25 protein-coding genes, 1 tRNA gene and 1 pseudogene are annotated in these 23562 nt (G+C 58.8%); 20 read left to right on the top strand and 7 right to left on the bottom strand.

Annotated elements, in window-relative coordinates; translation table 11 throughout:
- Positions 1-105: 105 nt before the first annotated feature.
- On the bottom strand, positions 106-987 hold the full coding sequence (locus PKC81_RS05540) for a metal-dependent hydrolase (protein WP_324333924.1): 882 nt from the start codon (positions 985-987) through the stop codon (positions 106-108).
- Positions 988-1050: 63 nt separating this feature from the next.
- Between PKC81_RS05540 and PKC81_RS05535 the strand changes: the two genes are divergently transcribed.
- Both PKC81_RS05535 and PKC81_RS05530 read left to right on the top strand, forming a co-directional pair.
- Entirely contained in the window at positions 1051-1677 is a 627-nt protein-coding gene (locus PKC81_RS05535; RefSeq protein ID WP_298603488.1) for a TetR family transcriptional regulator, read from the top strand.
- A 49-nt stretch (positions 1678-1726) separates the two neighbouring features.
- Positions 1727-1802 (top strand) — tRNA-Ala (locus PKC81_RS05530).
- Between the two features lie 38 nt (positions 1803-1840).
- On the opposite strand, the gene PKC81_RS05525 is transcribed toward PKC81_RS05530, so the two are convergent.
- Both PKC81_RS05525 and panC read right to left on the bottom strand, forming a co-directional pair.
- The gene (locus tag PKC81_RS05525; RefSeq protein WP_324333921.1) at positions 1841-2137 is read right to left on the bottom strand and encodes a hypothetical protein; all 297 of its coding nucleotides are present in this window, start codon (positions 2135-2137) and stop codon (positions 1841-1843) included.
- 98 nt (positions 2138-2235) lie between these two features.
- Positions 2236-3078: a pantoate--beta-alanine ligase gene (panC, locus tag PKC81_RS05520; RefSeq protein ID WP_324333919.1), complete on the bottom strand. Its 843-nt coding sequence runs from the start codon at positions 3076-3078 to the stop codon at positions 2236-2238.
- A gap of 94 nt (positions 3079-3172) precedes the next feature.
- Here panC and PKC81_RS05515 point away from each other — a divergent pair, with 94 nt between their 5' ends.
- The 6 genes from PKC81_RS05515 (at position 3173) to PKC81_RS05490 (ending at position 9932) form a co-directional block, all read left to right on the top strand.
- Positions 3173-3955 carry a division plane positioning ATPase MipZ gene (locus PKC81_RS05515; RefSeq protein ID WP_324333917.1) on the top strand — a complete coding sequence of 261 codons (783 nt, stop codon included), beginning with the start codon at positions 3173-3175 and terminating at the stop codon, positions 3953-3955.
- On the top strand, positions 3955-4368 hold the full coding sequence (locus PKC81_RS05510) for a hypothetical protein (RefSeq protein ID WP_324333915.1): 414 nt from the start codon (positions 3955-3957) through the stop codon (positions 4366-4368). The genes PKC81_RS05515 and PKC81_RS05510 overlap by 1 nt, the downstream gene beginning before the upstream one ends.
- Positions 4369-4492: 124 nt before the next feature.
- On the top strand, positions 4493-5878 hold the full coding sequence (locus tag PKC81_RS05505) for a phosphoglucomutase/phosphomannomutase PgmG (RefSeq protein WP_324333913.1): 1386 nt from the start codon (positions 4493-4495) through the stop codon (positions 5876-5878).
- Complete coding sequence (locus tag PKC81_RS05500; protein WP_324333911.1) at positions 5875-6291, top strand: hypothetical protein; 417 nt, start codon at positions 5875-5877, stop codon at positions 6289-6291. Before PKC81_RS05505 ends, PKC81_RS05500 begins: the two co-directional genes overlap by 4 nt.
- 46 nt (positions 6292-6337) lie before the next feature.
- A complete protein-coding gene (locus tag PKC81_RS05495) occupies positions 6338-8872 on the top strand; it encodes a ligase-associated DNA damage response DEXH box helicase (protein WP_324333909.1) in 2535 nt (844 codons plus the stop codon).
- A gap of 79 nt (positions 8873-8951) precedes the next feature.
- Entirely contained in the window at positions 8952-9932 is a 981-nt protein-coding gene (locus PKC81_RS05490) for a retroviral-like aspartic protease family protein (protein ID WP_324333907.1), read from the top strand.
- Positions 9933-9938: 6 nt separating this feature from the next.
- Here the strand turns inward: PKC81_RS05490 and PKC81_RS05485 are convergent, their stop codons facing one another.
- The gene (locus PKC81_RS05485) at positions 9939-10688 is read right to left on the bottom strand and encodes a rhodanese-related sulfurtransferase (protein ID WP_324333905.1); all 750 of its coding nucleotides are present in this window, start codon (positions 10686-10688) and stop codon (positions 9939-9941) included.
- 53 nt (positions 10689-10741) lie between these two features.
- Here PKC81_RS05485 and pdeM point away from each other — a divergent pair, with 53 nt between their 5' ends.
- A complete protein-coding gene (pdeM, locus tag PKC81_RS05480) occupies positions 10742-11428 on the top strand; it encodes a ligase-associated DNA damage response endonuclease PdeM (RefSeq protein ID WP_324333903.1) in 687 nt (228 codons plus the stop codon).
- Here the strand turns inward: pdeM and PKC81_RS05475 are convergent.
- The gene (locus PKC81_RS05475) at positions 11402-12085 is read right to left on the bottom strand and encodes a YggS family pyridoxal phosphate-dependent enzyme (protein ID WP_324333901.1); all 684 of its coding nucleotides are present in this window, start codon (positions 12083-12085) and stop codon (positions 11402-11404) included. The genes pdeM and PKC81_RS05475 overlap by 27 nt on opposite strands.
- A 71-nt stretch (positions 12086-12156) precedes the next feature.
- Here PKC81_RS05475 and PKC81_RS05470 point away from each other — a divergent pair, with 71 nt between their 5' ends.
- Complete coding sequence (locus tag PKC81_RS05470) at positions 12157-12660, top strand: thiamine phosphate synthase (protein WP_324333899.1); 504 nt, start codon at positions 12157-12159, stop codon at positions 12658-12660.
- Between the two features lie 6 nt (positions 12661-12666).
- Here PKC81_RS05470 and PKC81_RS05465 read toward each other — a convergent pair whose 3' ends face one another.
- Entirely contained in the window at positions 12667-13278 is a 612-nt protein-coding gene (locus PKC81_RS05465; RefSeq protein WP_324333897.1) for a hypothetical protein, read from the bottom strand.
- Here PKC81_RS05465 and PKC81_RS05460 point away from each other — a divergent pair.
- From PKC81_RS05460 to holA, 5 genes are read left to right on the top strand one after another with little or no spacing between them, the layout of a single operon-like run.
- On the top strand, positions 13265-13639 hold the full coding sequence (locus PKC81_RS05460) for a hypothetical protein (RefSeq protein ID WP_324333895.1): 375 nt from the start codon (positions 13265-13267) through the stop codon (positions 13637-13639). The genes PKC81_RS05465 and PKC81_RS05460 overlap by 14 nt on opposite strands.
- A 38-nt stretch (positions 13640-13677) precedes the next feature.
- A complete protein-coding gene (locus tag PKC81_RS05455) occupies positions 13678-14106 on the top strand; it encodes a DUF3576 domain-containing protein (protein ID WP_324333893.1) in 429 nt (142 codons plus the stop codon).
- Between the two features lie 60 nt (positions 14107-14166).
- Positions 14167-16740, top strand: a complete 2574-nt coding sequence (gene leuS / locus PKC81_RS05450) for a leucine--tRNA ligase (RefSeq protein ID WP_324333891.1) — start codon at positions 14167-14169, stop codon at positions 16738-16740.
- Entirely contained in the window at positions 16737-17228 is a 492-nt protein-coding gene (lptE, locus tag PKC81_RS05445) for an LPS assembly lipoprotein LptE (protein ID WP_324333889.1), read from the top strand. The genes leuS and lptE overlap by 4 nt, the downstream gene beginning before the upstream one ends.
- Entirely contained in the window at positions 17225-18253 is a 1029-nt protein-coding gene (holA, locus tag PKC81_RS05440) for a DNA polymerase III subunit delta (protein ID WP_324333887.1), read from the top strand. Before lptE ends, holA begins: the two co-directional genes overlap by 4 nt.
- A gap of 3 nt (positions 18254-18256) precedes the next feature.
- On the opposite strand, the gene PKC81_RS05435 is transcribed toward holA, so the two are convergent.
- Entirely contained in the window at positions 18257-18775 is a 519-nt protein-coding gene (locus PKC81_RS05435; protein WP_324333885.1) for a DUF4402 domain-containing protein, read from the bottom strand.
- Positions 18776-18864: 89 nt separating this feature from the next.
- Here PKC81_RS05435 and msrB point away from each other — a divergent pair, with 89 nt between their 5' ends.
- The 5 genes and pseudogenes from msrB to PKC81_RS05410 form a co-directional block, all read left to right on the top strand.
- Positions 18865-19257 carry a peptide-methionine (R)-S-oxide reductase MsrB gene (msrB, locus tag PKC81_RS05430; protein ID WP_298604543.1) on the top strand — a complete coding sequence of 131 codons (393 nt, stop codon included), beginning with the start codon at positions 18865-18867 and terminating at the stop codon, positions 19255-19257.
- A gap of 105 nt (positions 19258-19362) precedes the next feature.
- Entirely contained in the window at positions 19363-21384 is a 2022-nt protein-coding gene (locus PKC81_RS05425; RefSeq protein WP_324333995.1) for a PBP1A family penicillin-binding protein, read from the top strand.
- Between the two features lie 115 nt (positions 21385-21499).
- Complete coding sequence (locus tag PKC81_RS05420) at positions 21500-22435, top strand: helix-turn-helix domain-containing protein (RefSeq protein ID WP_324333883.1); 936 nt, start codon at positions 21500-21502, stop codon at positions 22433-22435.
- A gap of 73 nt (positions 22436-22508) precedes the next feature.
- Entirely contained in the window at positions 22509-22913 is a 405-nt protein-coding gene (locus PKC81_RS05415; RefSeq protein WP_324333881.1) for an SUF system Fe-S cluster assembly regulator, read from the top strand.
- Positions 22910-23562: pseudogene (locus tag PKC81_RS05410) on the top strand (Fe-S cluster assembly protein SufB); the annotation flags it as partial. The gene PKC81_RS05415 and the pseudogene PKC81_RS05410, both read left to right, overlap by 4 nt.

Below are 23562 nucleotides of genomic sequence, written 5' to 3'. Positions count from 1 at the left end.
AGAATAGGCGCGTCGGGATAAACCCCGCTTAACGGGAAAGGTTAATCCCGCGGAAGGATTAGCGATTTTACAGTTTGCTCAACGTGTTGCGGCGTTAACGCCAAATCACGCTGCGACGGGATTTTCGGCCTCGTAGCGTGCGATAAGGTGCTTTTCATCGCTATTCCACGGGTGGAATCCGGGCAGGAAATAGGCCGCCCATGCCCCCAAAATCTTGCGGAACATGCCCGGGTTGCCAAAGGCGTACCACAAAATGCCACGCTTCGCCTTCCAGCCGGTGATGCCATCCTGCTCCAGCAGGTTGAGCATGCCCTTGATGCGCTCGGGGATGAAACGGGTGGTGATGACCAGCATCATCATCGATTTCAGTTTCCAGCGGCGATAGCGGCTCCAGCCCTTGGTCGCATGCAGCCAGGTGTCATAGGCGACCGCCTTATGCTCGATTTCCTCCACCGCATGCCAGCGCCAAAGGGCCGCGGCCTCCGGATCGGCTCCAACCAGATGCTTTGGGTTTTCAAGCAATTCGCGGGCGAGGATCGCAGTGAAATGCTCCAGCGCCATGGTTGCCGCCAGATTTACGATGGCCGGGCGTGTCTTGATCAGATCCAGCACATGATCGACCTGTTGGTCGAGGAAGGTCACATCATAGCCCGAATCGACGACGCGGCGATTGAACGCGACATGCTCGCGCGTGTGCATGACTTCCTGCATCGTAAAGGCGCGGATTTCCTCGGCCAGCTTGGGCGATGCGCCGTCGCGGAAGGCCTTTACGCTTTCGATGAAGAAAGCTTCGCCTTTAGGGAAAGTTGTGGAGAGGGCGTTGAAAAAGGCAGTGGCAAAGGGATTGCCATTGTTCCACCAGCGACCCTGCACATGTCCATCGCTGCGCCCGAAGCGGCGATCGCGGGGGGTAATGGTCAGGTCAGCAGGTGTCGGAACCGCTTTTTGCACAGCTAATTCGGTGTCGATCTTGACAGGAGCGTTCACGAGTTGTCCCTTTGCAGTTGGGGAAGACTTTACAGTGCAGGGCTTTTAGGGTAACTAACATCAATGTCAATAGTGAAATTCCCGATCAAGGGTGAAGCGGTCGCGCGCAAACGCCTGTCACCTGAGGCCAGCCGCCTTGCGGCGCTGGAGGCTGCGCGTGACATATTGATGGAGGCTGGTCCGCAGGCGGTTACCCTGAAGGCGGTTGCCGGACGGATCGGTCGTACTCATGCCAATTTGCTTCACCATTTTGGCTCGGCATCTGGTTTGCAGCGTGAATTGGCGGCTTATCATGCCGAGTCGATCTGCATCGACATTGGCGAGCAGATTCACCGCTTCCGCGGCGGCGATATTGGCCCACGCGATCTGGTTGACATGATATTTGACCATTTTGACAAGGCAGGAGCCGGGGCGCTTGCGGCATGGATGCTGCTTAGCGGGAATGAAGACGCGCTCAATCCAGTGGTAGAGGCGATCCACCGGCTGGTCGATGAAGTGGGCGAGGGCGGCCATGAAGACGGCAATCTGCACAAGCTGACGATGGAGCTGGTGCTGCTGGCGCTGGGGGATTCGTTAATGGGAGGTCCGCTGTCGGCATCGCTCGGGCTTGATCGGGGTGCCGGGCGCGATATTGCCGCCGAACGTCTGGCGCAGTCTTTTGCCGCCTGGCAAGCACTGCAAAATCAATAAATGCCTTGGCAAGCGCTGCGGCTGCTTCCTATATTCGCGATGCTGGAACGGGGCCGTAGCTCAGTTGGTAGAGCGCGTCGTTCGCAATGACGAGGTCAGGGGTTCGATTCCCCTCGGCTCCACCAGTATACGGGCTTCGGCTGGCAAGCCAGCTTCTTCGGAATTATGCGGCGCGACGCATATTTTCGTTGAGCCAGGCGCGGGCGAGTTTCTGCGCTTCGGCAATTTCACGCGCGGTCATCTCGTCGGAGATTTCGGCACGGCAATAGACGGCTTCTTCGTTTCCATTGAGTGCAGCGAGATTGAACCATTTATGTGCCTCGACCAGATCGACATCGATGCCGCCGCTCCCGGTTGAGTAGGCTACCCCCAGATCGAACAACGCACCAGCACTGCCCCGTGCCGCGTCCGCAATCCGGCTCTCCATTAAAAACGTGGCGCTTTTCAAACTATTGGCCATGACGATTTTTCCCTCTGTTGTTGAGGGAGTGTTCGCCCGAACGTGGCTAATAAATGGTTAACGCAAATCGAACTTTTTTAATCCGCTATGGGGAAATGCTATTCCACCGCGAGATTGTCGATCAGCCGTGTCTTCCCAATCTTAGCTGCTGCCAGCAAGCGTAACGGCCTGCCGGTGAGCGCCGATACGGGTGCAAGCGTTTGCGCATCAGCCAAGGCAAAATAGTCCACATTGGCGAAACCGGCGGCCAATATGGCTTTCTGCGCATCGGAGAGAATCAACGCTACGTCGCCACCCGAAAGGATAGCTTCGCGCGCTTTCTGCAACGCATGTGGCAAGGCAAGTGCGGCCTGGCGGTCTTCGGCGGAGAGATAGGCGTTGCGTGACGATAGCGCTAGACCATCCGCATCGCGCACGATGGGGACGCCGACAATTTCGACGTTGATGTCGAGGTCACGCACAAATTGGCGGATAACGGCTAGCTGCTGAAAATCCTTTTCGCCAAAACAGGCGATATCGGGTTCGACCTGATTGAACAATTTGGTCACCACCAGCGCGACGCCATCAAAATGGCCCGGTCGCGCGCCGCCGCAATAGCCGCTGCTCGGCCCGGCGACGTGAATCTTTGTGGCAAAACCTTCTGGATAGACTTCGCTGACCGGGGGGGCCCAGAGCAGGTCAACACCGGCAGCGCGCAATTTGGCCGAATCTTCCTCCAACATGCGCGGATAGGCGTCGAGATCTTCATTGGGGCCGAATTGGGTCGGGTTCACAAAGATCGATACGGCCACGGCATCGGCGCGCCGCTTCGCTTCCTCGACCAGCTGAAGGTGCCCGGCATGGAGTGCGCCCATGGTGGGGACAAGCGCCAGAGACTTATCCTCAGCTTTTATCGCTCGGGTGGCGGCACGAAGCTCGGTTAACCTATTGATGGTTTGCACGTCATTTGGGCCTTGGTTATGGCAGGTCATCGCATACAGCGCCGCGCGCAGCACTGTGCAAGACGAATTTCAGAATCAGGGGTAAAGCCGGCACATGGCCAAGGCACATCATATTGTATTTGCAAATGAAAAAGGCGGAACGGGGAAGTCGACCACCGCTATCCATGTTGCCATTGGCCTTGCTTCGCGTGGGGCCCGCGTAGCTTGCCTCGATCTCGATTCGCGCCAACGTACGCTGTACCGCTATCTCGAAAACCGCCGAGACACGATGGCGCGACGCGATATCAACCTGCCGCTTCCTGCTTTCGATGTGTTCGAACAAGAATCGCAAGCGCGCCTTGAGGAGCAGATTGCAAAGCTGGAAGCCGAGAGCGATTTCCTGATTTTCGATACGCCGGGGCGCGATGATCCCTATGCGCGTTTTGTAGCCACCCGGGCCAACACGCTGGTGACGCCAATTAACGATAGCTTCATCGATTTCGATCTGATGGGCCGCGTTGATGCGGAGAATTTCAAGGTCAAGAAGCTGAGCTTCTATGCCGAGCTGATGTGGGAGGCGCGCATGGCGCGCGCCCGCGCTGATGGCACAACCATCGACTGGGTGGTGCTGCGCAACCGCCTGCACAATATGGAGGCGCGCAACCAGCAACGCATGACCGACGCGATTGCCGAACTTTCGAAGCGTGCGGGCTTCCGCGTAGTCCCCGGCCTCAACGAACGCGTCATCTATCGCGAACTGTTCCCGTCCGGCCTTACACTGGTCGACAAGGGGCATCTCGGCAATCTTGGCACGGCGCATATTGTTGCGCGGCAGGAGTTGCGCGAGCTGGTTTCGGCGCTCGCGCTTCCCGAATTCGCGCAGCCGCAACTGGTCTGATGATACCTTTCCTTCTCCTTGTCGCTGCCGGTATCGGTTGGGGGCTCTGGTCGGGGAAGTTGATGCTGAAGCAATTGCCGCCGCTGGCGCTGGTGATAGCCGGCGCTGTGCTTTCGTTGCGCGGGGCATGGTTGCTTGGGTTGCCCGCGATTGGCGTGGGTGTTTTCTGGTTTCGCGGGATGACGCTGCGGCTGTCCAAATTGCGACAGATACCGAGCAGCGAATATGAACTGGCCGCCGCGCGCTGGTTGCTCGGCGTATCGGCCAATGACGATGCCGCCAAGATCAAGGCGCGGCACAAGGAACTGGTCGCCAAGAGCGAACCTGATCGCAACGATGGCGAAGACCGCAAACGTAAATTGAACGAAGCCCGCGACCTTTTGCTAGATGATTTGAAAAGGAAAAAAGGTTAGGGGCTGTCCCAATTACCGTAGCCCTGAGCCTGTCGAAGGGCGCCTCAAGGTTTACGCCGGGCTGTTAGGCGTCCTTCGACAGGCTCAGGACTACGGTTCAACTTCAATCTCCCGGAGTTCTCCCATGCCGCACAATTTTCACCCCACCTCGCTGCGCGAATATGACATTCGCGGGATTATCGGCGAAACGCTGGGGGCAGAGGATGCCTATGCCATCGGACGCGGCTTTGCGACGCTGCTGGGCCGCGCGGGCGGAAAGAAGGTGGCGGTCGGTTATGACGGCCGCACCAGTTCGCCGATGCTTGAAGAGGCGCTGATCCGGGGGATCAACGACAGCGGGCTCGATGCCGTCTCGGTGGGCATGGGGCCGACGCCGATGCTATATTATGCCGAAGCCGTTCTGGAGGATGTTGATGGCGGCATCCAGATAACCGGCAGCCACAACCCCGCCAATTATAATGGCTTCAAGATGGTCTTCCAGGGACGTCCGTTCTTCGGCGCGGACATCCAGCAGCTCGGTGCGATGGCGGCAGCGGGCGATTGGGCCGAGGGGGCGGGTAGTGCTTCCTCGTTCGATATCATCGACCGCTATGTCGCGCGCATTGCCGAAGCTGCGCCGGACAAATCGTTCCGCATCGGTTGGGATACGGGCAATGGTGCCGCCGGGCCGGTGGTAGAACGGCTGGTGAAGCTGCTTCCGGGCGAGCATTATACGCTGTTTACCGAAGTCGATGGCAATTTTCCAAATCATCATCCCGATCCTACCGAGGAGAAGAACCTCGTCGACCTGAAGCGGCTTGTCGCGGAGAAAAGCCTCGATTTCGGACTGGCTTTTGATGGCGATGGCGACCGTATCGGCGCGATAGACGGGCGGGGCCGCGTGATCTGGGGCGACCAGCTCCTCCAGATTTTCGCCGAAGATGTGCTCGCCGATGTACCGGGAGCAACGCTTATCGCCGACGTCAAGGCGTCACAGGCGCTGTACGACCGGATCGCAGCGCTCGGCGGCAAGCCGCTAATGTGGAAAACCGGGCACAGCCTGATCAAATCCAAAATGAAGGAGGTTTCCTCCCCGCTGGCCGGCGAGATGAGCGGCCACATCTTCTTCAAGCATGATTATTATGGTTTTGACGATGCGATCTATGCCGGCCTCCGCTTGATGCGCGCGTCGGCACGGCTGGGCAAGAGCGTCACCGAATTGCGTTCGGCGATGCCCGAAATGATCAACACGCCCGAAATGCGCTTCCAGGTCGATGAAAGCCGCAAATTTGCGGTGATCGATGAGGTGCTGGCACGGCTTTCGGCGGAGGGCGCGGACGTGAACGCCACCGACGGCGCGCGGGTCAACACGCCCGACGGCTGGTGGTTGCTGCGTGCTTCGAACACGCAGGATGTGCTGGTCGCGCGGGCAGAGGCTTCGTCAGAGGCTGGGTTGGAGCGGCTGATGGTGCAGATCGATGCGCAACTCGCCGCGAGCGGGCTGGAACGTGGGGAGACGGTGGGGCATTGACCGACATATCCCAACAACTTCTGAAGCAACGTATTCGAGAAAACATCATCGACTATCTCGAATTGGCGTCCTCGTCTTTGGAGCAACGAGAGTATGAAAGATCATTAGTTGAAGCGAAAGCGCCTGGCATAGTTCCTGTTGAGGTCGTTAGTCAGTGGGAGGACTCGGTCCGTCCTTCCGATTTCGATTGGTTCGACGAGCCAGTTTTCTCCGAGCAAGAAGCGTCCGCTATACGGCGATTTCACAAAATTTGGGATGAAGTCGTTGAAGTTTTGCCCGAGCCAATGCCTTGGTCCATTGAGCAAGTCCTTGATAGCGAACCTTGGAAAAAGCTTATTATCGGAGCCTCGGAAGCGCTGACAATCTTCATGCTCAGAGGCCGCTTCAGCCGGGACACCGAACAGCCATTCTGATTCATAATTGGTGGCAACATTCCGGCAAAGAGTGCAGATAACCGGAGTGACTGCCTCGCCCCTCCCACCCACCATCACCGACTGGTTTACCCAACGCGGCTGGGCGCCGCGGCGGCATCAGTTGGAGATGGTCGATGCGGCGGCGGAGGGGCGGCATGCCTTGCTGGTCGCGGCTACGGGAGCAGGGAAGACGCTATCGGGCTTTTTGCCGACTTTGGTGGAGCTGATTGCCCCCCACCCCAACCCCTCCCCTGAAGGGGAGGGGCTTAATGCACTCCACACCCTCTACATATCCCCGCTAAAAGCCCTCGCTGTCGATGTACGGCGCAACTTGCTGATGCCGGTCGAGGAAATGGGGCTGCCCATCCGCATCGAAACCCGCACCGGCGACACCCCTTCGGAGCGCAAGGCGCGGCAGCGGGTGCGACCGCCGCATATCCTGCTGACCACGCCGGAATCGCTGTCGCTGCTGCTCAGCCATGAAGACAGCCTGTTGCTATTCGCGGGGTTGAAGCGCGTGATTATTGACGAGGTCCACGCCTTCGCCAATTCAAAGCGCGGCGACCTACTGTCGCTGAGCCTCGCGCGGCTGCAACGGCTGTCTCCGCAAATGCAACGCGTGGGGCTGTCGGCGACGATTTCAGATCCCGATGCCTATCGCGCCTGGCTCGCACCTTATGGAGAGATTGATGCGGTGCGGCTGGTTGAGGGCGAGCCCGCCGCCGACCCTGATCTGCAAATCCTGCTCCCCGAAGGCCGCGTGCCCTGGTCGGGGCATAGCGGGCAATATGCAGTGCCGCAGCTGATCGAGGAGATTGGGCGCAACCGCACCACTTTGATCTTCTGCAACACGCGCTTCCTCACCGAGTTTATCTTCCAGAAATTGTGGGACGCGAACGATCCCAAATATCCCATCGGCATCCACCATGGCTCGCTCTCGGTCGAGGCGCGGCGCAAGGTCGAAGGCGCGATGGCGGCGGGGGAATTGAAGGCGCTCGTCTGTACCGCCAGCCTCGATCTTGGCGTTGATTGGGGTGACGTGGATTGCGTGATCCAGATGGGCGCGCCCAAGGGCAGCTCGCGCCTGCTCCAGCGGATCGGACGTTCGAACCACCGGATGGATGTGCCGTCAAAGGCGTTGCTCGTTCCCGGCAACCGGTTTGAATATCTGGAGGCGCAGGCTGCATTCGATGCGGTCGAGGAGGGCGTGCGCGATGGCGAAGTCTTCCGCCCCGGCGGCTACGACGTCCTCGCCCAACATGTCATGGCGTGCGCCTGCGCGGCACCGTTCAACGAGGCAGAGCTGCTCGACGAGGTGCGCTCGGCGATGCCCTATAGCGGGCTGGATGCCGCAACCTTCGGCCGGGTGATCGAATTTGTCGCGACCGGTGGTTATGCGCTGAAAGCCTATGACAAGTTTCGGAAGTTGGTTCCTACTTCTCCCCTCCCGCTTGCGGGAGGGGCAGGGGGAGGGCCTGTAAAGGCGCAAGGCTCGCTACGCTCGCTCCCACCCCTAGCCCCTCCCGCAAGCGGGAGGGGGACTAACTGGCGCCTATCCCACCCAAAATTCGCAGCCCAGCACCGTTTCAACGCCGGAATCATCGTCGACGCCCCAATGCTCGACGTGCGGTTCAAAAATGGCCGCAGTCTCGGGCGGGTGGAGGAATATTTCGCTGCGCCGCTTCGCCCCGGCGACAGCTTCATCTTCGCCGGCATGGCGCTGGAGGTTGAGGCGATCCGCGACCTCGACCTGATTGTGCGCGCCGCGAAGAAGGCAGCCCAGATCCCGTCGTACATGGGCGCGCGGATGCCGCTGACCACGCATCTGGCTAGCCGCGTGCGCGCCTTCCTGACCGACCGGGCCGGCTGGGCGCGTTTCCCGGATGATGTGCGCGAATGGTTGGAGATGCAGGACTATCGCTCTGCACTCCCTGAGCCAGGGCAATTGCTCGCCGAAACCTTCCCGCATGAAGGGCGGCATTATCTGGTGGTCTACCCGTTCGAAGGCTGGAACGCGCACCAGTCGCTTGGCATGCTGGTGACCAAGCGGATGGAAATGCGCGGGCTGAAACCGATGGGTTTCGTCGCCAGCGATTATGCGCTGGGTATCTGGAGTTTGGAGGAAGTAACCGACCCGGCATCTTTATTCTCGTCCGACATATTGGAAGAAGAGTTCGTCGACTGGGTCGAGAACAGCTACCTCCTAAAGCGCGCCTTTCGAGAGGTCGCGATCATATCCGGCCTTGTCGAGCGTCAGCATCCGGGTAAGCGCAAGACCGGCAAGCAGGTGACCTTCTCCACCGACCTGATCTTTGATGTGCTGCGCAAATATGAGCCCGGGCATTTATTGCTCGAGGCCGCATGGCACGATGCACGCGCACGGCTTACCGATGTCGGGCGGCTGGGCGATTTGCTCGACCGTGCGGAGGATACCATGCTGCACATCCAGCTCGACCGCGTCAGCCCGATGGCGGTGCCGTTGATGGTTATGATCGGGCGCGAAAGTGTGGCTCAGGGTTCAGTCGATGACGCGCTGCTGGTCGAGGCAGAGAGCCTGGCCGGTTTGGCCATGACCCCCTGAATGCCGTTCGTCGAATAATCCACTCAGCGCTTGTTAGCGGCACGTGCGGGGCGTAGGGTTATGATCGAGGAGAAAAGCCATGCGACATTGGCTTGTTATTTCGGCTGCACTGTTGAGCGCAATGCCTTTGCTGGCCTTGGGTGTTGGTCAACAGTCGGCACCGACATCCGACGTTCCAATAACCCCCGAATTGTCGATCATCCAGCAATTCGAAATCGACAAATCCGATCGGATGACCGTTCCAGTGCGCATCAACAACAGTGAACCCGTTGATTTCATTGTCGATACGGGCGCGGAACGTACTGTAATATCCGGCGACCTTGCCCGAAAACTGGCATTGGAAGCGGGCCCTGAGTTGCGACTGGCGACAATAACGGGCCCCACCACAGCACCGTCCTATTACATTGAGGAACTGGCGCTCAGTTCGCACAAGGTGGAAGGGATTGAAGCTCCGGCACTCGAACGCAGCAATTTGGGCGGGAACGGGCTGTTGGGTATAGACAGCCTTGAGGACAGCAAGGTCCTGCTTGATTTCCGAACCCAGCATCTAGAGGTTTTGCCCTCTGCAATCGGCAAGCGACCGGGCAAGCTGGAGCAAGGCATGATTGTGGTCAGCGCAAAACGGCGCGCCGGGCGCATGATCCTTTCAAGTGCCGAAGTCGATGGCGTCAAGGTCGACATCATCCTCGACACGGGCGCGCAGGCGAGCATGGGCAACGCGGCGTTGCGGGATCGATTGCGCAAACGCCACCTCCGTTTCGACTTTATGCCGGTGATGCTGAAAAGCGTGACCGGTAAGGAGCTTCCCGGTGATTTCAGCCAGATCAGAGCAATCAAAATCGGCAATTTCGACGTAACAAATCTGCCCATCACTTTTGCAGACAATTATGCCTTTCACGCGCTGAAACTGAATGATCGTCCGGCGATCCTTTTTGGTATGGATGCGCTTCAGCTGTTTGACCGGGTTGTAATCGATTTTGGCAATCGCAGGGTCGGTTTCGATCTTCCGCGAGGGGCCCGGGCGCAGCCGCTGCTCCGTTTCAATATTGCAAGCCGGTAGCGTCGCTCAATCGGGTTTACGCAGTTCCAACCCGTGACCGATCAGTTCGCGTTCGTCAAAGACGTAGCAGTCGCCTTGCCAGCGGCTCTCAGCGGGCGGCACTTCTTCAAGATATTTCAGGATACCACCCTTGAGGTGGTAGACCTCGTCAAAGCCCTGCGCACGGACATAGGCGGTTGCCTTTTCGCAGCGGATGCCGCCGGTGCAGAACATCGCAAATTTAGGCGATATGCCTTCGGCACGCAGTTTTTCCGCTTCGGCATCGAACCATGCCGGGAATTGGCGGAATGAAACGGTTTCCGGGTTGATCGCGCGTTCAAAGGTTCCGGCCTGCACCTCGAAATCATTGCGCGTATCGATGACGATGGTTTCGGGGTCGGAAATCAGCGCGTTCCAGTCTGCCGGATCGACATAATGGCCAACGTCGGAACGCGGATCGATGCCATCGACGCCCATGGTCACGATTTCGCGTTTCAACCGGACTTTCAGCTTACCGAAAGGCATCGCATTCGCGTGCGAATATTTGACCTCCATCGCGGCAAAGCCGTCCCAACCGCGGATATAGGCAACCACTTCTTCGAGTGCTTCGCGAGCACCAGCAATCGTGCCGTTGACGCCTTCGTTGGCGAGAAGCAATGTACCCTTGACCTCCCGTTTCTCGCAAAAGGCAAACAGCGGATCACGAACCGAACGCGGGTCGGCAATGGGCGCGAAATGATAAAGGGCAACGACCGAAAGCATGATGGCGGCGCGCATAAAGCAAAAGCCTCCGCTTGTCAGCCCGTAGCGCATTGCCCATAGCGCCCGCTGTGACGGCCCATATTTCCTTTGGCGGACATGATTTCGAGGCGGCGGGTGAGGCGGCGCTCTTTTGGCCTGCGCGCAGGGCTTTGCTCGTTGCCGACCTGCACCTCGAAAAGGCTTCGAGCTATGCCATGCGCGGGCAATTCCTCCCGCCTTATGATAGCCGGGCGACGCTTGAAGAGCTGGCCGGGCTTGCCCGCAAATATGCGGTCGAGGCGATTTATTGCTTGGGTGACAATTTCCATGATGATGGTGGAGAGGCCCGACTCGAGGATGAAGCCGCCCGGCTTTTGCGGCAACTGACTGTGAGTTATGACTGGCGCTGGATTGTCGGCAATCATGATCCGGGCATTGCGGCAAATTGGGGCGGCGTGGTGTATGAAGAACTGTGGGTCGATGGCATCACATTGCGCCATGAGGCAGAGCCCAATGATCGGCGACCGGAAATGTCCGGGCACTTCCATCCCAAATTCCGGCAGGAAATCAGGGGACGTCTGGTGTCGCGGCGCTGTTTCGTGCGCAGCGCGAGCAAGCTGATCCTGCCTGCTTTCGGTGCGCTTACCGGGGGGCTCGATGCTGACGATTCGGCGATCAGCGAAGCCTGTGCCGGATTTGCTTGTGAGGCTCTGGTCCCGGCAGCTGGCAGGGTGCTCTGCTTTCCGCTGTCAGCCAGCCGTGCGCGCGCCGAATAAGGCCGTGCCGACGCGGATATACGTGGCACCCAGCATGATGGCGGTTGGAAAATCTTCCGACATGCCCATGCTGAGTTGCGAAAGGTCGTGCCGAGCAGCGAGTTCCGCCAGCAGGGCAAAAAAGGGCGCAGGTTCGACATCGGCGGGCGGTATGCACATCAGGCCGACCACCTCGATATGGGCAGCCTTTGCCGCGTCGAGCAGTCCAGGCAGCTCGGCAATGGCACAACCGCCCTTCTGCTCTTCCTCACCGATATTGACCTGAATGAAGCAGGGAACCTGCTTTCCAGCCTTGGTCATCGCTTTCGACAGCGTCGACAATAGCGATAGGCGATCGAGCGAATGGATGCAGTCGAACAGTTCCACAGCCTCTTCGGCCTTGTTCGATTGCAACTGACCGATCAGGTGCAATTGAATGTCGGGATATGCGGTGCGCAAGTCAGGCCATTTGCTTGCCGCTTCCTGCACCCGATTTTCGCCGAACATCCGGTGACCAGCGTCGAGAAGCGGACGGATTTCGTCCGCATCGCGAGTTTTCGATACCGCAATCAACGTAACATCATCGGTCGAGCGCTTCGCAATCTTGCAGGCCTTGGCCATTTCGGCGTGAATGTCGGTAAGGCGGCGGGTGGGGGTTTCGGGAGTCGCATCGGGCATGACCGCGCGCTATAGCGGTTGCCATGCCCGCCCGCCAGCCATTGCGAAAGCCTGTTCCGCGTATCTGGCTGATGACCGATCCCCGGCTGGACGACCAGTTGCTGACTGCCATCCGGCGGCTGCCATCAGGTTCCGGCGTGGTCTTTCGGCATTATGCGCTGGAAACGAAACAACGAAGGCATCTGTTTGCGCGTGTCCGTCATATTTGCGTGCAGCGGGGGCATATCTTGTTGCTGGCCGGAGATGCCAGAACCGCAAGGGCGTGGGGTGCCGATGGTGTGCACGGTCGAGGCGTATCGGCAAAGCCGCTGTTGCTAAGTGCGCCGGTGCACAACCCTTGTGAAATCGAACGGGCAAAAAGGCACGGGGCAGGCATAATGTTTCTCTCCCCGCTGCGGAAAACCCGCTCACATCCTGGTGAGCGCGCATTAGGCGCCTTGGCGTTTGGCAGGCTGGCAAGCCTCTGTCGACCCGCTTTGGTCATCGCCCTAGGTGGAATGAACAGGATGGAAGCCGCTAAATGGCCACGCAGCATCGTCCATGGCTGGGCCGCCATCGACGCGTTCAAACGCTAATTTGGTTTAGAAGCGGATTTTGGTTCCGACGTAGACGGCTTCGCTATCCGGACTGCTGTTCGCAGCAGGAGCGATGCGATCACGCTCACTGGCATAACGAACACCCGCAGTCACGTCGATACGCCGCGATATTGAGAAGCTGCCGCCAACCTTGAGAGCATAGTCGCCTGCTGCTGCCGAACCGCGCGGGTTGGGGGTGGCATTGCCGACTTTATCGACGCTGAGGTCGGTGTTGAAGCGGCTGGGCTTCTTCTTGTCGTTACCGTCGAGGCGGAAATCGCCCTTGCCGACCATGCCCGACAAACGAGGCTGTTCAACCTGTACCGCCTTCGCAGGCAGCTTGAAACCCTGCCAGCCGCGAGCGGCGGACAATTGGTAGTTCGAATTGTTCAGTCGAACCGTTGTGCCCGATCCAGCTTCAAACTTTTCTATCGCGGTGCGAATCGAAACCGCATTCGCCGAATTTGCCAGATCGGCGCGCGCTGCAACGGTCAAAACATTATTGCCCTTGCGATCAAGACCGGCGGGCGTGAAACGGAACTGGTTGCCAGCAACGGCCTTGCGCTCTGCCTTGACAGCGAGGCGGCTGTCTACGCCAGCGGGGGTGAAGCGGCTCATCCAGCTACTTGAATTCGCGCCGACTTCTGAAAATTGTGCTGCAAAAGCAGGGACTAGCACAGGTGACAGCAACAAGCTTCCAGTTGCCAAGAAGGCAACTGCCCTGCGGCCTTTAAGGCCCGAATTTGCTACACCCCGTTTCATGTCCGTATTATTACGACTCCATCTGAGCTGGAATATAGGCGCAATTCCATCGGCAACAAATAATTTTATCCACAACGCCAGTGATTTTGCCAATATGTTGCCGATACACAACAATCGGTTGCAACTGATACCGGAATCCGCGCTTTTCCGGGCGATATGCACAGCCAATAGCGGTTCAGTTTCGCGAAAGCTTGCCCGCGCCAACAAAGGTGAATAGAGACGTCCGCACAAACAGCGAAATCGCGAGGATTCAATATGCGTTTTAACCAGTTCGTCCTGGTCACGGCTTCGGTTTTGGCACTGGCTGCCTGTGGCGGCAAGGAACGGCCCAAGACCGATCTGGCGGCAAGCCAGGTAACGACCATCGGCGTCAACAGCTATTTGTGGCGCGCCTCGCTCGATGCACTGTCTTTCATGCCGCTGCTGCAGACCGACAGCGCAGGCGGCGTGATCGTGACCGACTGGTATGTGAACCCGAACAGCCCGGGAGAGCGCATGAAGCTGACCGTGTCGATTCTCGATCAGGATCTGCGCGCTGATGCGCTGCGCGTTGCTGCTGCCCGTGAAGTTTTACAGAATGGTCAATGGGTTGCTGCGGCAACCCGTGCAGCGACTGTGCAAAAGCTTGAGGGCATCATCCTTACCAAGGCGCGCGACCTTCGCCGCAGCGCTATCGCCGACTAATATCGAAAATCCTGCGTCTTCGCGTTGAAGACGCGAAGACTAACAGGGAAACAGCCAGCCATGGCATCACGATTCAACCCGTTCAAGGCGGACGGGCATTGGCAGAAAATCTGGGAAGAGCAGGGGGTGTTCAACGCGCCCCCGGCCAGCGACCCGCGTCCGAAAAGCTATATCCTTGAGATGTTCCCCTATCCTTCGGGGCGCATCCATATGGGGCATGTGCGCAACTACACCATGGGTGACGTGCTGGCACGCTACAAGGCGATGACCGGCCATGCCGTGCTGCATCCGATGGGTTGGGACAGCTTTGGCATGCCTGCCGAAAATGCGGCGATGGAAAAGAAGGTTCATCCCGGTGCCTGGACGCGCCAGAATATCGAGGCGATGAAAAAGCAGCTCAAGCGGTTGGGTCTCGCTATCGACTGGAGCCGCGAACTTTCCACCTGTGAACCCGAATATTACGGCCATGAACAGGCGCTGTTCCTGGATTTCTACAAGGCAGGCCTCGTCTATCGCAAGGAAAGCGAGGTCAATTGGGACCCGGTCGATATGACCGTGCTGGCGAACGAGCAGGTCATCGACGGGCGCGGTTGGCGCTCGGGCGCGCTGGTCGAGCGCAAGAAGCTGAACCAGTGGTTTCTTAAAATTACCGACTTTGCCGAGGAATTGCTCGAAGGGCTCGACGGACTTGAGCATTGGCCGGAGAAGGTCAAGCTGATGCAGGAAAACTGGATCGGCAAGTCGAAGGGGCTGAAGCTGACCTTCAACCTGACGGGTACGCATGACGGGATCGATGTGTTCACCACCCGCCCCGATACACTGTACGGCGCAAGCTTTGTTGCGATTGCGGCGGATCACCCGCTGGCACAGTCGTTGGCCGAAAATGCCCCTGCGCTGCAGGATTTCATCGCCGAGTGCAAACGCGGCGGGACGACGGCGGCGGAACTCGAAACTGCGGAGAAACTGGGTTTCAATACCAATCTGACGGTCGAACATCCGCTCGATCCCAGCTGGCACTTGCCCGTCTATGTCGCCAATTTCGTGCTGATGGACTATGGCACCGGGGCGGTTTTCGGCTGCCCCGCCCATGACCAGCGCGACCTTGATTTCGCCCGCAAATATGACCTGCCGGTGCGCCGCGTTGTCGCGGAAGGCGACGTCACCGATCTCGAATTTGAAGGCGATGTCGCCTACACTGGCCCCGGCAAAATCGTGAATTCGGACTGGATGAACGGCATGAGCGTCGATGACGCAAAGGCCGCTGTCATCGCCAAGGCCGAGTCCGAAGGCTGGGGCGAGGGGCAGACGCAATATCGCCTGCGCGACTGGGGTGTCAGCCGCCAGCGCTATTGGGGCACGCCGATCCCGATCATACACTGCGAGTTTTGCGGCGTTTTGCCGGTGCCACGCACCCAGTTGCCAGTCAAATTGCCCGAAGATGTCAGTTTCGACATTCCGGGCAACCCGCTCGACCGCCACCCGACCTGGAAGCATGTGAAGTGCCCGAACTGCCAGGAACCGGCGGTTCGTGAGACCGACACGCTCGATACCTTTGCCGATTCAAGCTGGTATTTCATCCGCTTCGCCAGCCAGCCTGACGACAAGCCATTCGACAAGGAAGAGGCAGAGGCTTGGCTGCCGGTCGGGCAATATATTGGCGGTATTGAACATGCGATTCTGCATTTGCTTTATGCCCGTTTCTGGACGCGCGCTTTGCAAAAGGTCGGCAAGCTCGATTTCGCTGAACCCTTTGCCGCGCTGTTCACTCAAGGGATGGTGACGCACGAAACCTACAAGTCGACTGCAGGCGCTTGGCTGAGCCCCGAAGAAATCAAGTTTGAGGGCGACAAAGCATTCACCATTGATGGTGCGCCCGTCGAGCGTGGCCGCATCGAGAAGATGTCGAAATCCAAAAAGAATGTCGTCGATCCCGATCCGATGTTCGACCAATATGGCGCCGACGCTGTGCGCTGGTTCATGCTGTCGGACAGCCCGCCAGAGCGTGACCTTGAATGGTCCGAAAGCGGGATTGAGGGCACATGGCGCTTTGTGAACCGCGTGTGGCGGCTGGTTGATTCCGTCGCCCCTGCGCAGGCAGGGGCCGCTAAAGGCTCTACCCAAAACCCCGAGGAACAAACGACAACGGCCCCGGCCTACGCCGGGGCGACGCCTTTGGACAAGAGCCTGCACCGCGCGATTGCGGGTATCGCCGCCGATATCGAAGCACTGCATTTCAACAAGGCCGTTGCCAAGGTCCATGGCCTTGTCAACGACATTGAAAAGGCATCGCCTTCGGCGTCGCGCACCACCGCAATCCGCACCCTGCCGCTGCTCGTCGCGCCGATGCTGCCGCATCTGGCCGAGGAGGCCTGGGTCGCATTGGGACATGAAGGCCTGATCGCGGGCCAGCCCTGGCCCGAACATGATCCGGCATTGCTGGTCGATGACGAGGTCACCATCGCCGTGCAGGTGATGGGCAAGCTACGCGATACGCTAACCGTAGCCAAAGGATCGTCCAAGGATGTACTTGAAGCGCTTGCGCTGGCCAGCGAGAAGGTGCAGCGTTCCATGGATGGCGCAAGCCCCAAGAAAATCATCGTGGTACCCGACCGTTTGGTGAATATCGTTATATGATGCGACTGCTGCCCCTATTCCTTGCTTCGCTGTTGCTTTCGGCCTGCGGAATGAAGCCGCTCTACAGCGGTGGTTCGCAGGGGCAGGTTTCGGCGTTGCTCGGTTCGGTCACGGTTGATGCGATCGAGGGCAAAAATGGCTGGTTGATGCGCAATGCCCTGAACGACCGTTTGGGCGCATCGCATGGCAGCAACGCCCGCTATCGGCTGGTAGTCAAACTGGATGACCAGATCGAAGGCTTTGGCGTTCGCGCGGACGATACCGTCACGCGCGAACGGCGCACGCTGCGCGCGCGCTATCAGCTAATTGATCTGGAAAGCAGCAAGACCGTGCTTGACGCAACGGCGGGTTCGGATGCAGGCATCGACGTTGTGAGTTCGGAATATGCCACAATCGCGGCAGAAAACACCGCGCTCGAGAATCTGACGGAAAAGGTTGCCGAACAGATTGTTACGCGACTGTCGCTCTACGCCCAAAATTCCCAATGAGCGGCAAGCTCAGCGAGCGGGATTTTATTGGCGCGATTGAAAGCCGGAATGATATCCGGCTGTTTTTCGTCTTCGGGCAGGATGAATCTGCAGCGGCTTCGATCGCGAGCGCTTTAATTGCGCGGCTTGGGCTCGACAGTGAGGCGATAGAGATTGACAGCGCAAAGCTGCGGAGCGACCCCGCCTTGCTGTCTGATGAGGCGGCATCGCAATCGCTCTTTGGCGGTGCGCGCCATATCAGGCTGCACTTCGCGCGCGAAGAAGGGGTGGATGCGGTTGCGAACCTGCTTTCAGCGGAAAATGCCGGCAATCCAGTCATTGCAACAGCGGGCGACCTCAAGAAAACCAGCAAGCTGCGGACACTGATCGAAGGCTCTTCCCGCGCCTTGTCGTATATCTGCTATCCGCCCAGCGAAGGAGAGGCGGTTGATCAGGCCGTTGCGGCGGCGGGCGCACTCGGCCTGCGCATCGACCGGACGCTCGCGGCGCAGATTGTGCGCTATACCGGGCAGGATCGGCGACTGGTGGCGATGGAATTGGAGAAGCTATCGCTTTATTATGATTCCGCTCTTGACCGGATGGTGACGGTCGAGCCGCAGGCACTTTCGTCACTCGCCGCCGAAACAGCAGAAGAAGATATCAACGCGTTGGTCAACCAGGTGCTGACGGGCGATGCCAAGGCACTGGGTCGAACCATCATCGAGGCTCGCGCTGTGGGGATTGAGGCAATCCGTATTGTTCGCGCGCTTCAGCGACGCATTGCCCTGCTTGCCGGAATGCGTATCAAGGTGGAGGAAGGTGCCAATGCCGGGGCGGTGGTTCGCGCCAACCGGGCAATCTTCTGGAAGGAGCAGGGCGCCTTCACGCAACAAGTGCAACGCTGGACGGCACCGCGCCTCGCAGGACTCAATGCCCACCTGCTGGAGGTTGAGGCGAAGCTGATGGCGACGGGCGCCGATCTGACCGAAACCGTGCTTGAAGAAGAATTGGTGCGCATCGCCCGCGCCGCAGCCCGCAGCCGCTAGGCCTTATTCATATTCCGCAGTAATCGGTATCCGCCCCCGGAATTGGCCGGATACGTTGCCTTTCAGCAACAAATCGCCACCAAAAGAAAATTCGAGCCGCCCGTACATATCGAGCCGGGGTGCAGGCGACAGGTTGGTACGCAGGTTGACAATCTCAACCGAGCCGCCCGTCGCGCTGCTCAGGCGGATGGTTGACGGCATTTCAATGCGTACCGATCGTCCGGACTCTCCGGTTACTAACGCGCTTCCGGCGAAAGGCGAACCGCCCAGATCGAGTATATCGCCGCTTACCGTGCGCGCGCCGCTATTGGGATCAATCGCGATGCTACCGCCGCTCGCACCCGTCGAAGTGGCACGGCTGAAATCAAGCGAACTGCGGATTTCGATGTTGAGCGGTTTCGTCTTGTCACCGGATTCACGCGCAAATAGATCCGCTCCGAAATCCTGTGCGAAAGCGACCGGCGTCAACGCCAGCGCGACTCCCATGCAGAAAAGGATCGATAGGTTCCGATACATTTGCATAGATTTTCGGAGAATGTGGTTAATTTCCGGTGAAAACCATTTCTCCGACCGCACTTGACCTCATGGCCTATGCGGCACACATTATATTCATGGAAAAAATGGAACTCAGCGAAGCAGAATGGCGGCAACGCCTTTCGCCGGTGCAATATCATGTGCTGCGTGAAGCGGGCACCGAACGGGCCTTTAGCGGTTCGTTGAATGTCGAAAAGCGGGACGGCGATTTCCTGTGCGGTGGCTGCGGAACGTTGCTTTTCCGGTCGAACACGAAATATGACAGCGGCTCCGGCTGGCCCAGCTTTACCGAACCGGCAACGCCCGATGCGATAGCCGAATATCGTGACACATCGCATGGCATGATCCGCATCGAGGTGCGCTGTGCCAAATGCGACGGGCATCTGGGCCATGTTTTCCCCGATGGGCCGGGCGAAAATGGTCTGCGTTATTGCATCAACAGTGTTTCGCTAGATTTTCAGCCGGACTAGTTCCTTAATCCCGCTTGTCGGATTCCCGGCAAACCATTAACAGGTTGGGCAATGGCAAAAGCTGGATATAAGGCAGCGGAAGGGTCGCGCTTCAAACGCTGGACCATGACTTCGCTCAAGGTCGGAACCGTTATCGCCCTTTTGGGCCTGATGGTCGTAGGGATATTTGTCGCGATTGCTCGGGGCGAAATCGAAAGCTTCGAGGATCTGAAATCATCACCCAACGGGCAGATGATCCGTGTTCGCGCAGCCGATGGCACCGTAATCCAGACGCTTGGACCAAGTTTCGGTCGCTGGATTCCGATCGATGAGATTCCACATGAGATGAAGGATGCGATGGTCGCGGTCGAGGATCGCCGTTTTTACTATCATCCCGGAATCGATCCTTATGGCCTGGGCCGTGCTGTGTTTGTCAGCCTGACCGATGGCGGCGGGTTGCGTGCAACCTCGACCATTACCCAGCAATTGGCACGCAATGTCTATCTGAACAACAACCGCGATATCGGCCGCAAGCTGCGCGAAATGATCCTCGCCATGGCGATGGAGACGAAGTTCAGCAAGGAACAGATTCTCGAGCTATACCTGAACAAGGTCTATTTTGGCGGTGGTGCTTATGGCGTTGATGCCGCGAGCCGTCGCTTTTTCGATCATGGTGCCGAAGACATCACATTGGCCGAAGCCACTATCATTGCGGGCCTTGTAAAGGCCCCTTCGCGTTATTCCCCCACCGCCGACGCCAAAGCGGCTATCGGGCGCGCAGGCGTCGTGCTGGAAGTGATGCAGGATGCAGGGATGATCACGCCCGAAGAGGCAGCGACGGTCGAGCCCGCCAAGGTCCAGCTTGCGCCCGAGCCGAAGCAGGATAGCGTGCGCTATTTTACCGACTGGGCGTTACCACAGCTCGACAATCTGATCGATGAGACCGAAAAGCCGATCGACGTCTGGACCACGCTTGACCTTGGTATGCAGCGCGCTGCGACCAATGCCATCCGTGCGGGCGTACCGCGCGGTGCGCAGGGTGCGCTGGTATCGATCGACCGAGACGGTGCTGTCCGCGCAATGGTGGGCGGCACCGACTACGCGACCAGCAATTATAACCGCGCGGTGACAGCGCTTCGCCAGCCCGGTTCGGCCTGGAAGGTGTTTGTGTATCTCGCCGCGCTTGAGGCCGGTTTCCGCCCCGAAGACAAGGTGGTCGATGAAGCGGTCACTATTAACGGCTGGTCTCCGCGTAATAGCAGCGGCACCTATTCGGGTGAAATCACATTCCGCACCGCTTTTGCCTATTCGAAGAATACTGTCGCTGCGAAGATCGGTGAAGAGGTCGGAACCAGCAGCATTGCCAGCATGGCACGGCGTTTTGGCATCACCACGCCCATTTCGACGACGCCAGCGATGGTGCTTGGTTCCTCTGAAACTCGCGTGATCGACATGACCCGCGCCTTTGCATCGATTGCCGCGCGCGGCCGAAGTGTGACGCCTTATGCGATCAGCAAGGTTACGACTATCGACGGCAATGTGATCTACCAGCACAAGCCCGCAAGGCAGATCCAACTGGTTGAGGATTATGTCGCGGGTGCGATGACCGACCTGATGCAGAGCGCTGTTGCCACCGGCACGGGTCGCGCGGCGTCGATCGGACGTCCGGTCGCGGGCAAGACCGGCACAACCAGCAGCAACAAGGATGGCTGGTTCCTCGGCTTCTCGTCCGGTTTGACAACCGGTGTCTGGATGGGCCGCGACGATGCGCGCGCGGTTGGCAATCTGCAGGGGGGAACGGCGCCCGCCGCCGCCTGGGCGACCTACATGCGCACGGCCGTCGCCAAGCGCCCGGTCGAGAATTTCGACACCGATGTTACCTTCCCCGAGCGGCTCGAAGATGAGGAGATGATGCTGGGTGAGGATGGCGAGGAGATTCTGGTCGACGAGAATGGCATGCCAATCGAGGGCGAACCTGTCGGCGATGCAGGGGGTATTCCTCCGGAACTGACCGAACCGGAGGCATTGGACGAGGCCTGGATCGATCAGGCGCTAGGCCGCGGTGGAGACGAGGAGGGTGCCGCGCAACCTCCGCCAACCCCGCGCAACACTGGCCCCAAAACTGTGACTGCCCCAGATCCGCGATAGCAACGTCGTTTTGTAAGGCTCTATTTCGCTTTACTTTAATCGACGCCTGACCATTATGTAGCACTGAGAGCTGACCCGCGGAGGCCGGTTCCACCTGGTCTTCAGGGGTCGAAAAATGTCTATCGAACGAATGGACAGTGCAGCTTCGGCTGCTGATGATGCGCCTTCCGCAGCTTGCCACTTTGTGACGTCCTCACAGATCGAGGTGGCGCAGTTCGTTCCGCCCCCCGAACTCGCGCCCTTTGTTACCCAATTCTACCATTTCCGTTGCGATCAGCCGCGGGTACGCGATGCTCAACCAGCGGCGTTGGGGCACATTGTCTTCTACCTGCAGGGCAGGGGAACGTTGCGGTTCGAGGACGGCCAGACCTATTGGAACGACCCCGTCGGATTATTTGGCCCCGGCATGGCGCATGCCGAATTCGATATAGAGGGGCCGTTCGAAGATTTCGGGCTGGCGATGTCGCCACTGGGTTTCGTGGCGCTGACCGGCAAGGCGGCAACCGACTATGCAGACCGGATGGTGGACGCCGCCGAATTGTTCGGGGATGGCATCACCGAAATGGCGCACCGGTTTCGCGAAGGGCGGCAAAAAGGCAGCGTGTCGGTGCGCGACATGGTCGAACAGACCACGGCATTCCTGCTGCCGTTCCTGAAGCCTGTGCCCGCCAGCCATATTGCCCTGATCCAGACGGTTAGTCAGTGGATTTCGAGCGAGTTCGATCCCGATGTCGAGGCGCTGTTTGCGAAGCTATCCCAATCGCGCAGCACGGCGACCCGCATCATCCGCAACTATTTTGGCGCCTCGCCCAAACAGTTGATGCGCAAATATCGGGCCCTGCGCGCGGCAACACTTTTGTGCGATCCCGATGCCACGCCCGAAATGCGTGCGCGGGTCGAATCGCTCTTCTACGATCAGCCGCACATGATCCGGGAAATCCGCCATTTTACCGGCAGAACGCCCGGCGCGCTTGATAGCGATGACACCCGAATCCTGCGGGTTTGGCTGTCGAAGGACAATTTTCGCCAGCTCGAGGCCTATCCGGGTTGATTTTCCCTGCCGAGGGGCGCATATAAATCAGACTAATCCAATCCGATTATGTGGAATCAGTCTGGAGCGCGCGATGCGGCTTTCGAACATGGCCGACTATGCTGTTGTCGTTATGGGTGCCGCCGCGCGCCATTGCGGGGGTGCGCGTACCTCTGCGACCGCGCTTTCCGATGAAACCGGCATTGCCCTGCCGACGGTCCAGAAATTGGTGAGCATCCTCACCAAAGGCGGCCTGTTGCGTTCAGTGCGTGGAGCAGGCGGCGGTATCCAACTGTCGCGCCCTGCTGCCGCGATCACGCTCGCCGACATTATCGAGGCGGTCGAAGGCCCCATTGCGATGACCAACTGCACCAATGCCGCAAGCTGCAACTGCGCGATTGAACCCGACTGCAATGTGAAACCGCATTGGGCGGTGGTGAATAAGACTGTGCGCGGTGCGCTTGCCGATGTGAAATTGACGAGCCTGGTGCAAGCATGACCGACGAAATCGAGATTAAAGACCGCGCGGCGCGCGAGGCAGCCGACAAGGTTGCCGATTATGAGCATGGCTGGGCATCGGACATCGAAACCGAATTTGCCGAAAAGGGCCTCAACGAAGACACCGTTCGCTTCATTTCGGCCAAGAAGAACGAGCCCGAATGGATGCTCGAATGGCGGCTGAAGGCATTCCGCATGTGGCAGGAAATGACACCGCCCGATTGGGCAAAGCTCAACATCCCGCCCATCGACTATCAGGACGCCTATTATTACGCCGCGCCCAAGGCGAAAAAGAAGCTAGAAAGCCTCGACGAGGTCGATCCGGAAATCCTGAAGGTTTACGAGAAGCTCGGCATCCCGATCGAGGAGCAAAAGGTGCTCGCGGGCGTCGAGGGTGCACGCAAGGTCGCGGTCGATGCGGTGTTTGACAGCGTTTCGGTGGCCACCACCTTCCGTGCGGAGCTGGAAAAAGCTGGCGTGATTTTCCGCAGTATCAGCGAGGCGATCAAGGAATATCCGGAGCTCGTTCGCAAATGGCTCGGCAAGGTTGTGCCGATGCACGACAATTATTTAGCCACGCTCAACTGCGCGGTCTTTTCGGATGGCACCTTCGTCTACATCCCCGAAGGCGTGCGCTGCCCGATGGAGCT

Source organism: Sphingorhabdus sp. (assembly GCF_035329025.1).
In the GTDB taxonomy this organism is placed as follows: domain Bacteria; phylum Pseudomonadota; class Alphaproteobacteria; order Sphingomonadales; family Sphingomonadaceae; genus Sphingorhabdus_B.
The sequence above is the reverse complement of the archived record's forward strand: the minus strand, read 5'-3'. Positions and strand labels throughout refer to the sequence as shown.

Excerpts from the sequence above, each read along its gene's own strand:
- PKC81_RS05535 (WP_298603488.1), top strand. The coding sequence starts at position 1,051 with ATGTCAATAGTGAAATTCCCGATCAAGGGTGAAGCGGTCGCGCGCAAA.
- PKC81_RS05525 (WP_324333921.1), bottom strand. The coding sequence starts at position 2,137 with ATGGCCAATAGTTTGAAAAGCGCCACGTTTTTAATGGAGAGCCGGATT.
- PKC81_RS05515 (WP_324333917.1), top strand. The coding sequence starts at position 3,173 with ATGGCCAAGGCACATCATATTGTATTTGCAAATGAAAAAGGCGGAACG.
- PKC81_RS05510 (WP_324333915.1), top strand. The coding sequence starts at position 3,955 with ATGATACCTTTCCTTCTCCTTGTCGCTGCCGGTATCGGTTGGGGGCTC.
- PKC81_RS05505 (WP_324333913.1), top strand. The coding sequence starts at position 4,493 with ATGCCGCACAATTTTCACCCCACCTCGCTGCGCGAATATGACATTCGC.
- PKC81_RS05490 (WP_324333907.1), top strand. The coding sequence starts at position 8,952 with ATGCGACATTGGCTTGTTATTTCGGCTGCACTGTTGAGCGCAATGCCT.
- PKC81_RS05485 (WP_324333905.1), bottom strand. The coding sequence starts at position 10,688 with ATGCGCGCCGCCATCATGCTTTCGGTCGTTGCCCTTTATCATTTCGCG.
- PKC81_RS05475 (WP_324333901.1), bottom strand. The coding sequence starts at position 12,085 with ATGCCCGATGCGACTCCCGAAACCCCCACCCGCCGCCTTACCGACATT.
- PKC81_RS05470 (WP_324333899.1), top strand. The coding sequence starts at position 12,157 with ATGACCGATCCCCGGCTGGACGACCAGTTGCTGACTGCCATCCGGCGG.
- PKC81_RS05465 (WP_324333897.1), bottom strand. The coding sequence starts at position 13,278 with ATGAGCCGCTTCACCCCCGCTGGCGTAGACAGCCGCCTCGCTGTCAAG.
- PKC81_RS05455 (WP_324333893.1), top strand. The coding sequence starts at position 13,678 with ATGCGTTTTAACCAGTTCGTCCTGGTCACGGCTTCGGTTTTGGCACTG.
- leuS (WP_324333891.1), top strand. The coding sequence starts at position 14,167 with ATGGCATCACGATTCAACCCGTTCAAGGCGGACGGGCATTGGCAGAAA.
- lptE (WP_324333889.1), top strand. The coding sequence starts at position 16,737 with ATGATGCGACTGCTGCCCCTATTCCTTGCTTCGCTGTTGCTTTCGGCC.
- holA (WP_324333887.1), top strand. The coding sequence starts at position 17,225 with ATGAGCGGCAAGCTCAGCGAGCGGGATTTTATTGGCGCGATTGAAAGC.
- PKC81_RS05435 (WP_324333885.1), bottom strand. The coding sequence starts at position 18,775 with ATGCAAATGTATCGGAACCTATCGATCCTTTTCTGCATGGGAGTCGCG.
- msrB (WP_298604543.1), top strand. The coding sequence starts at position 18,865 with ATGGAAAAAATGGAACTCAGCGAAGCAGAATGGCGGCAACGCCTTTCG.
- PKC81_RS05425 (WP_324333995.1), top strand. The coding sequence starts at position 19,363 with ATGACTTCGCTCAAGGTCGGAACCGTTATCGCCCTTTTGGGCCTGATG.
- PKC81_RS05420 (WP_324333883.1), top strand. The coding sequence starts at position 21,500 with ATGTCTATCGAACGAATGGACAGTGCAGCTTCGGCTGCTGATGATGCG.
- PKC81_RS05415 (WP_324333881.1), top strand. The coding sequence starts at position 22,509 with ATGCGGCTTTCGAACATGGCCGACTATGCTGTTGTCGTTATGGGTGCC.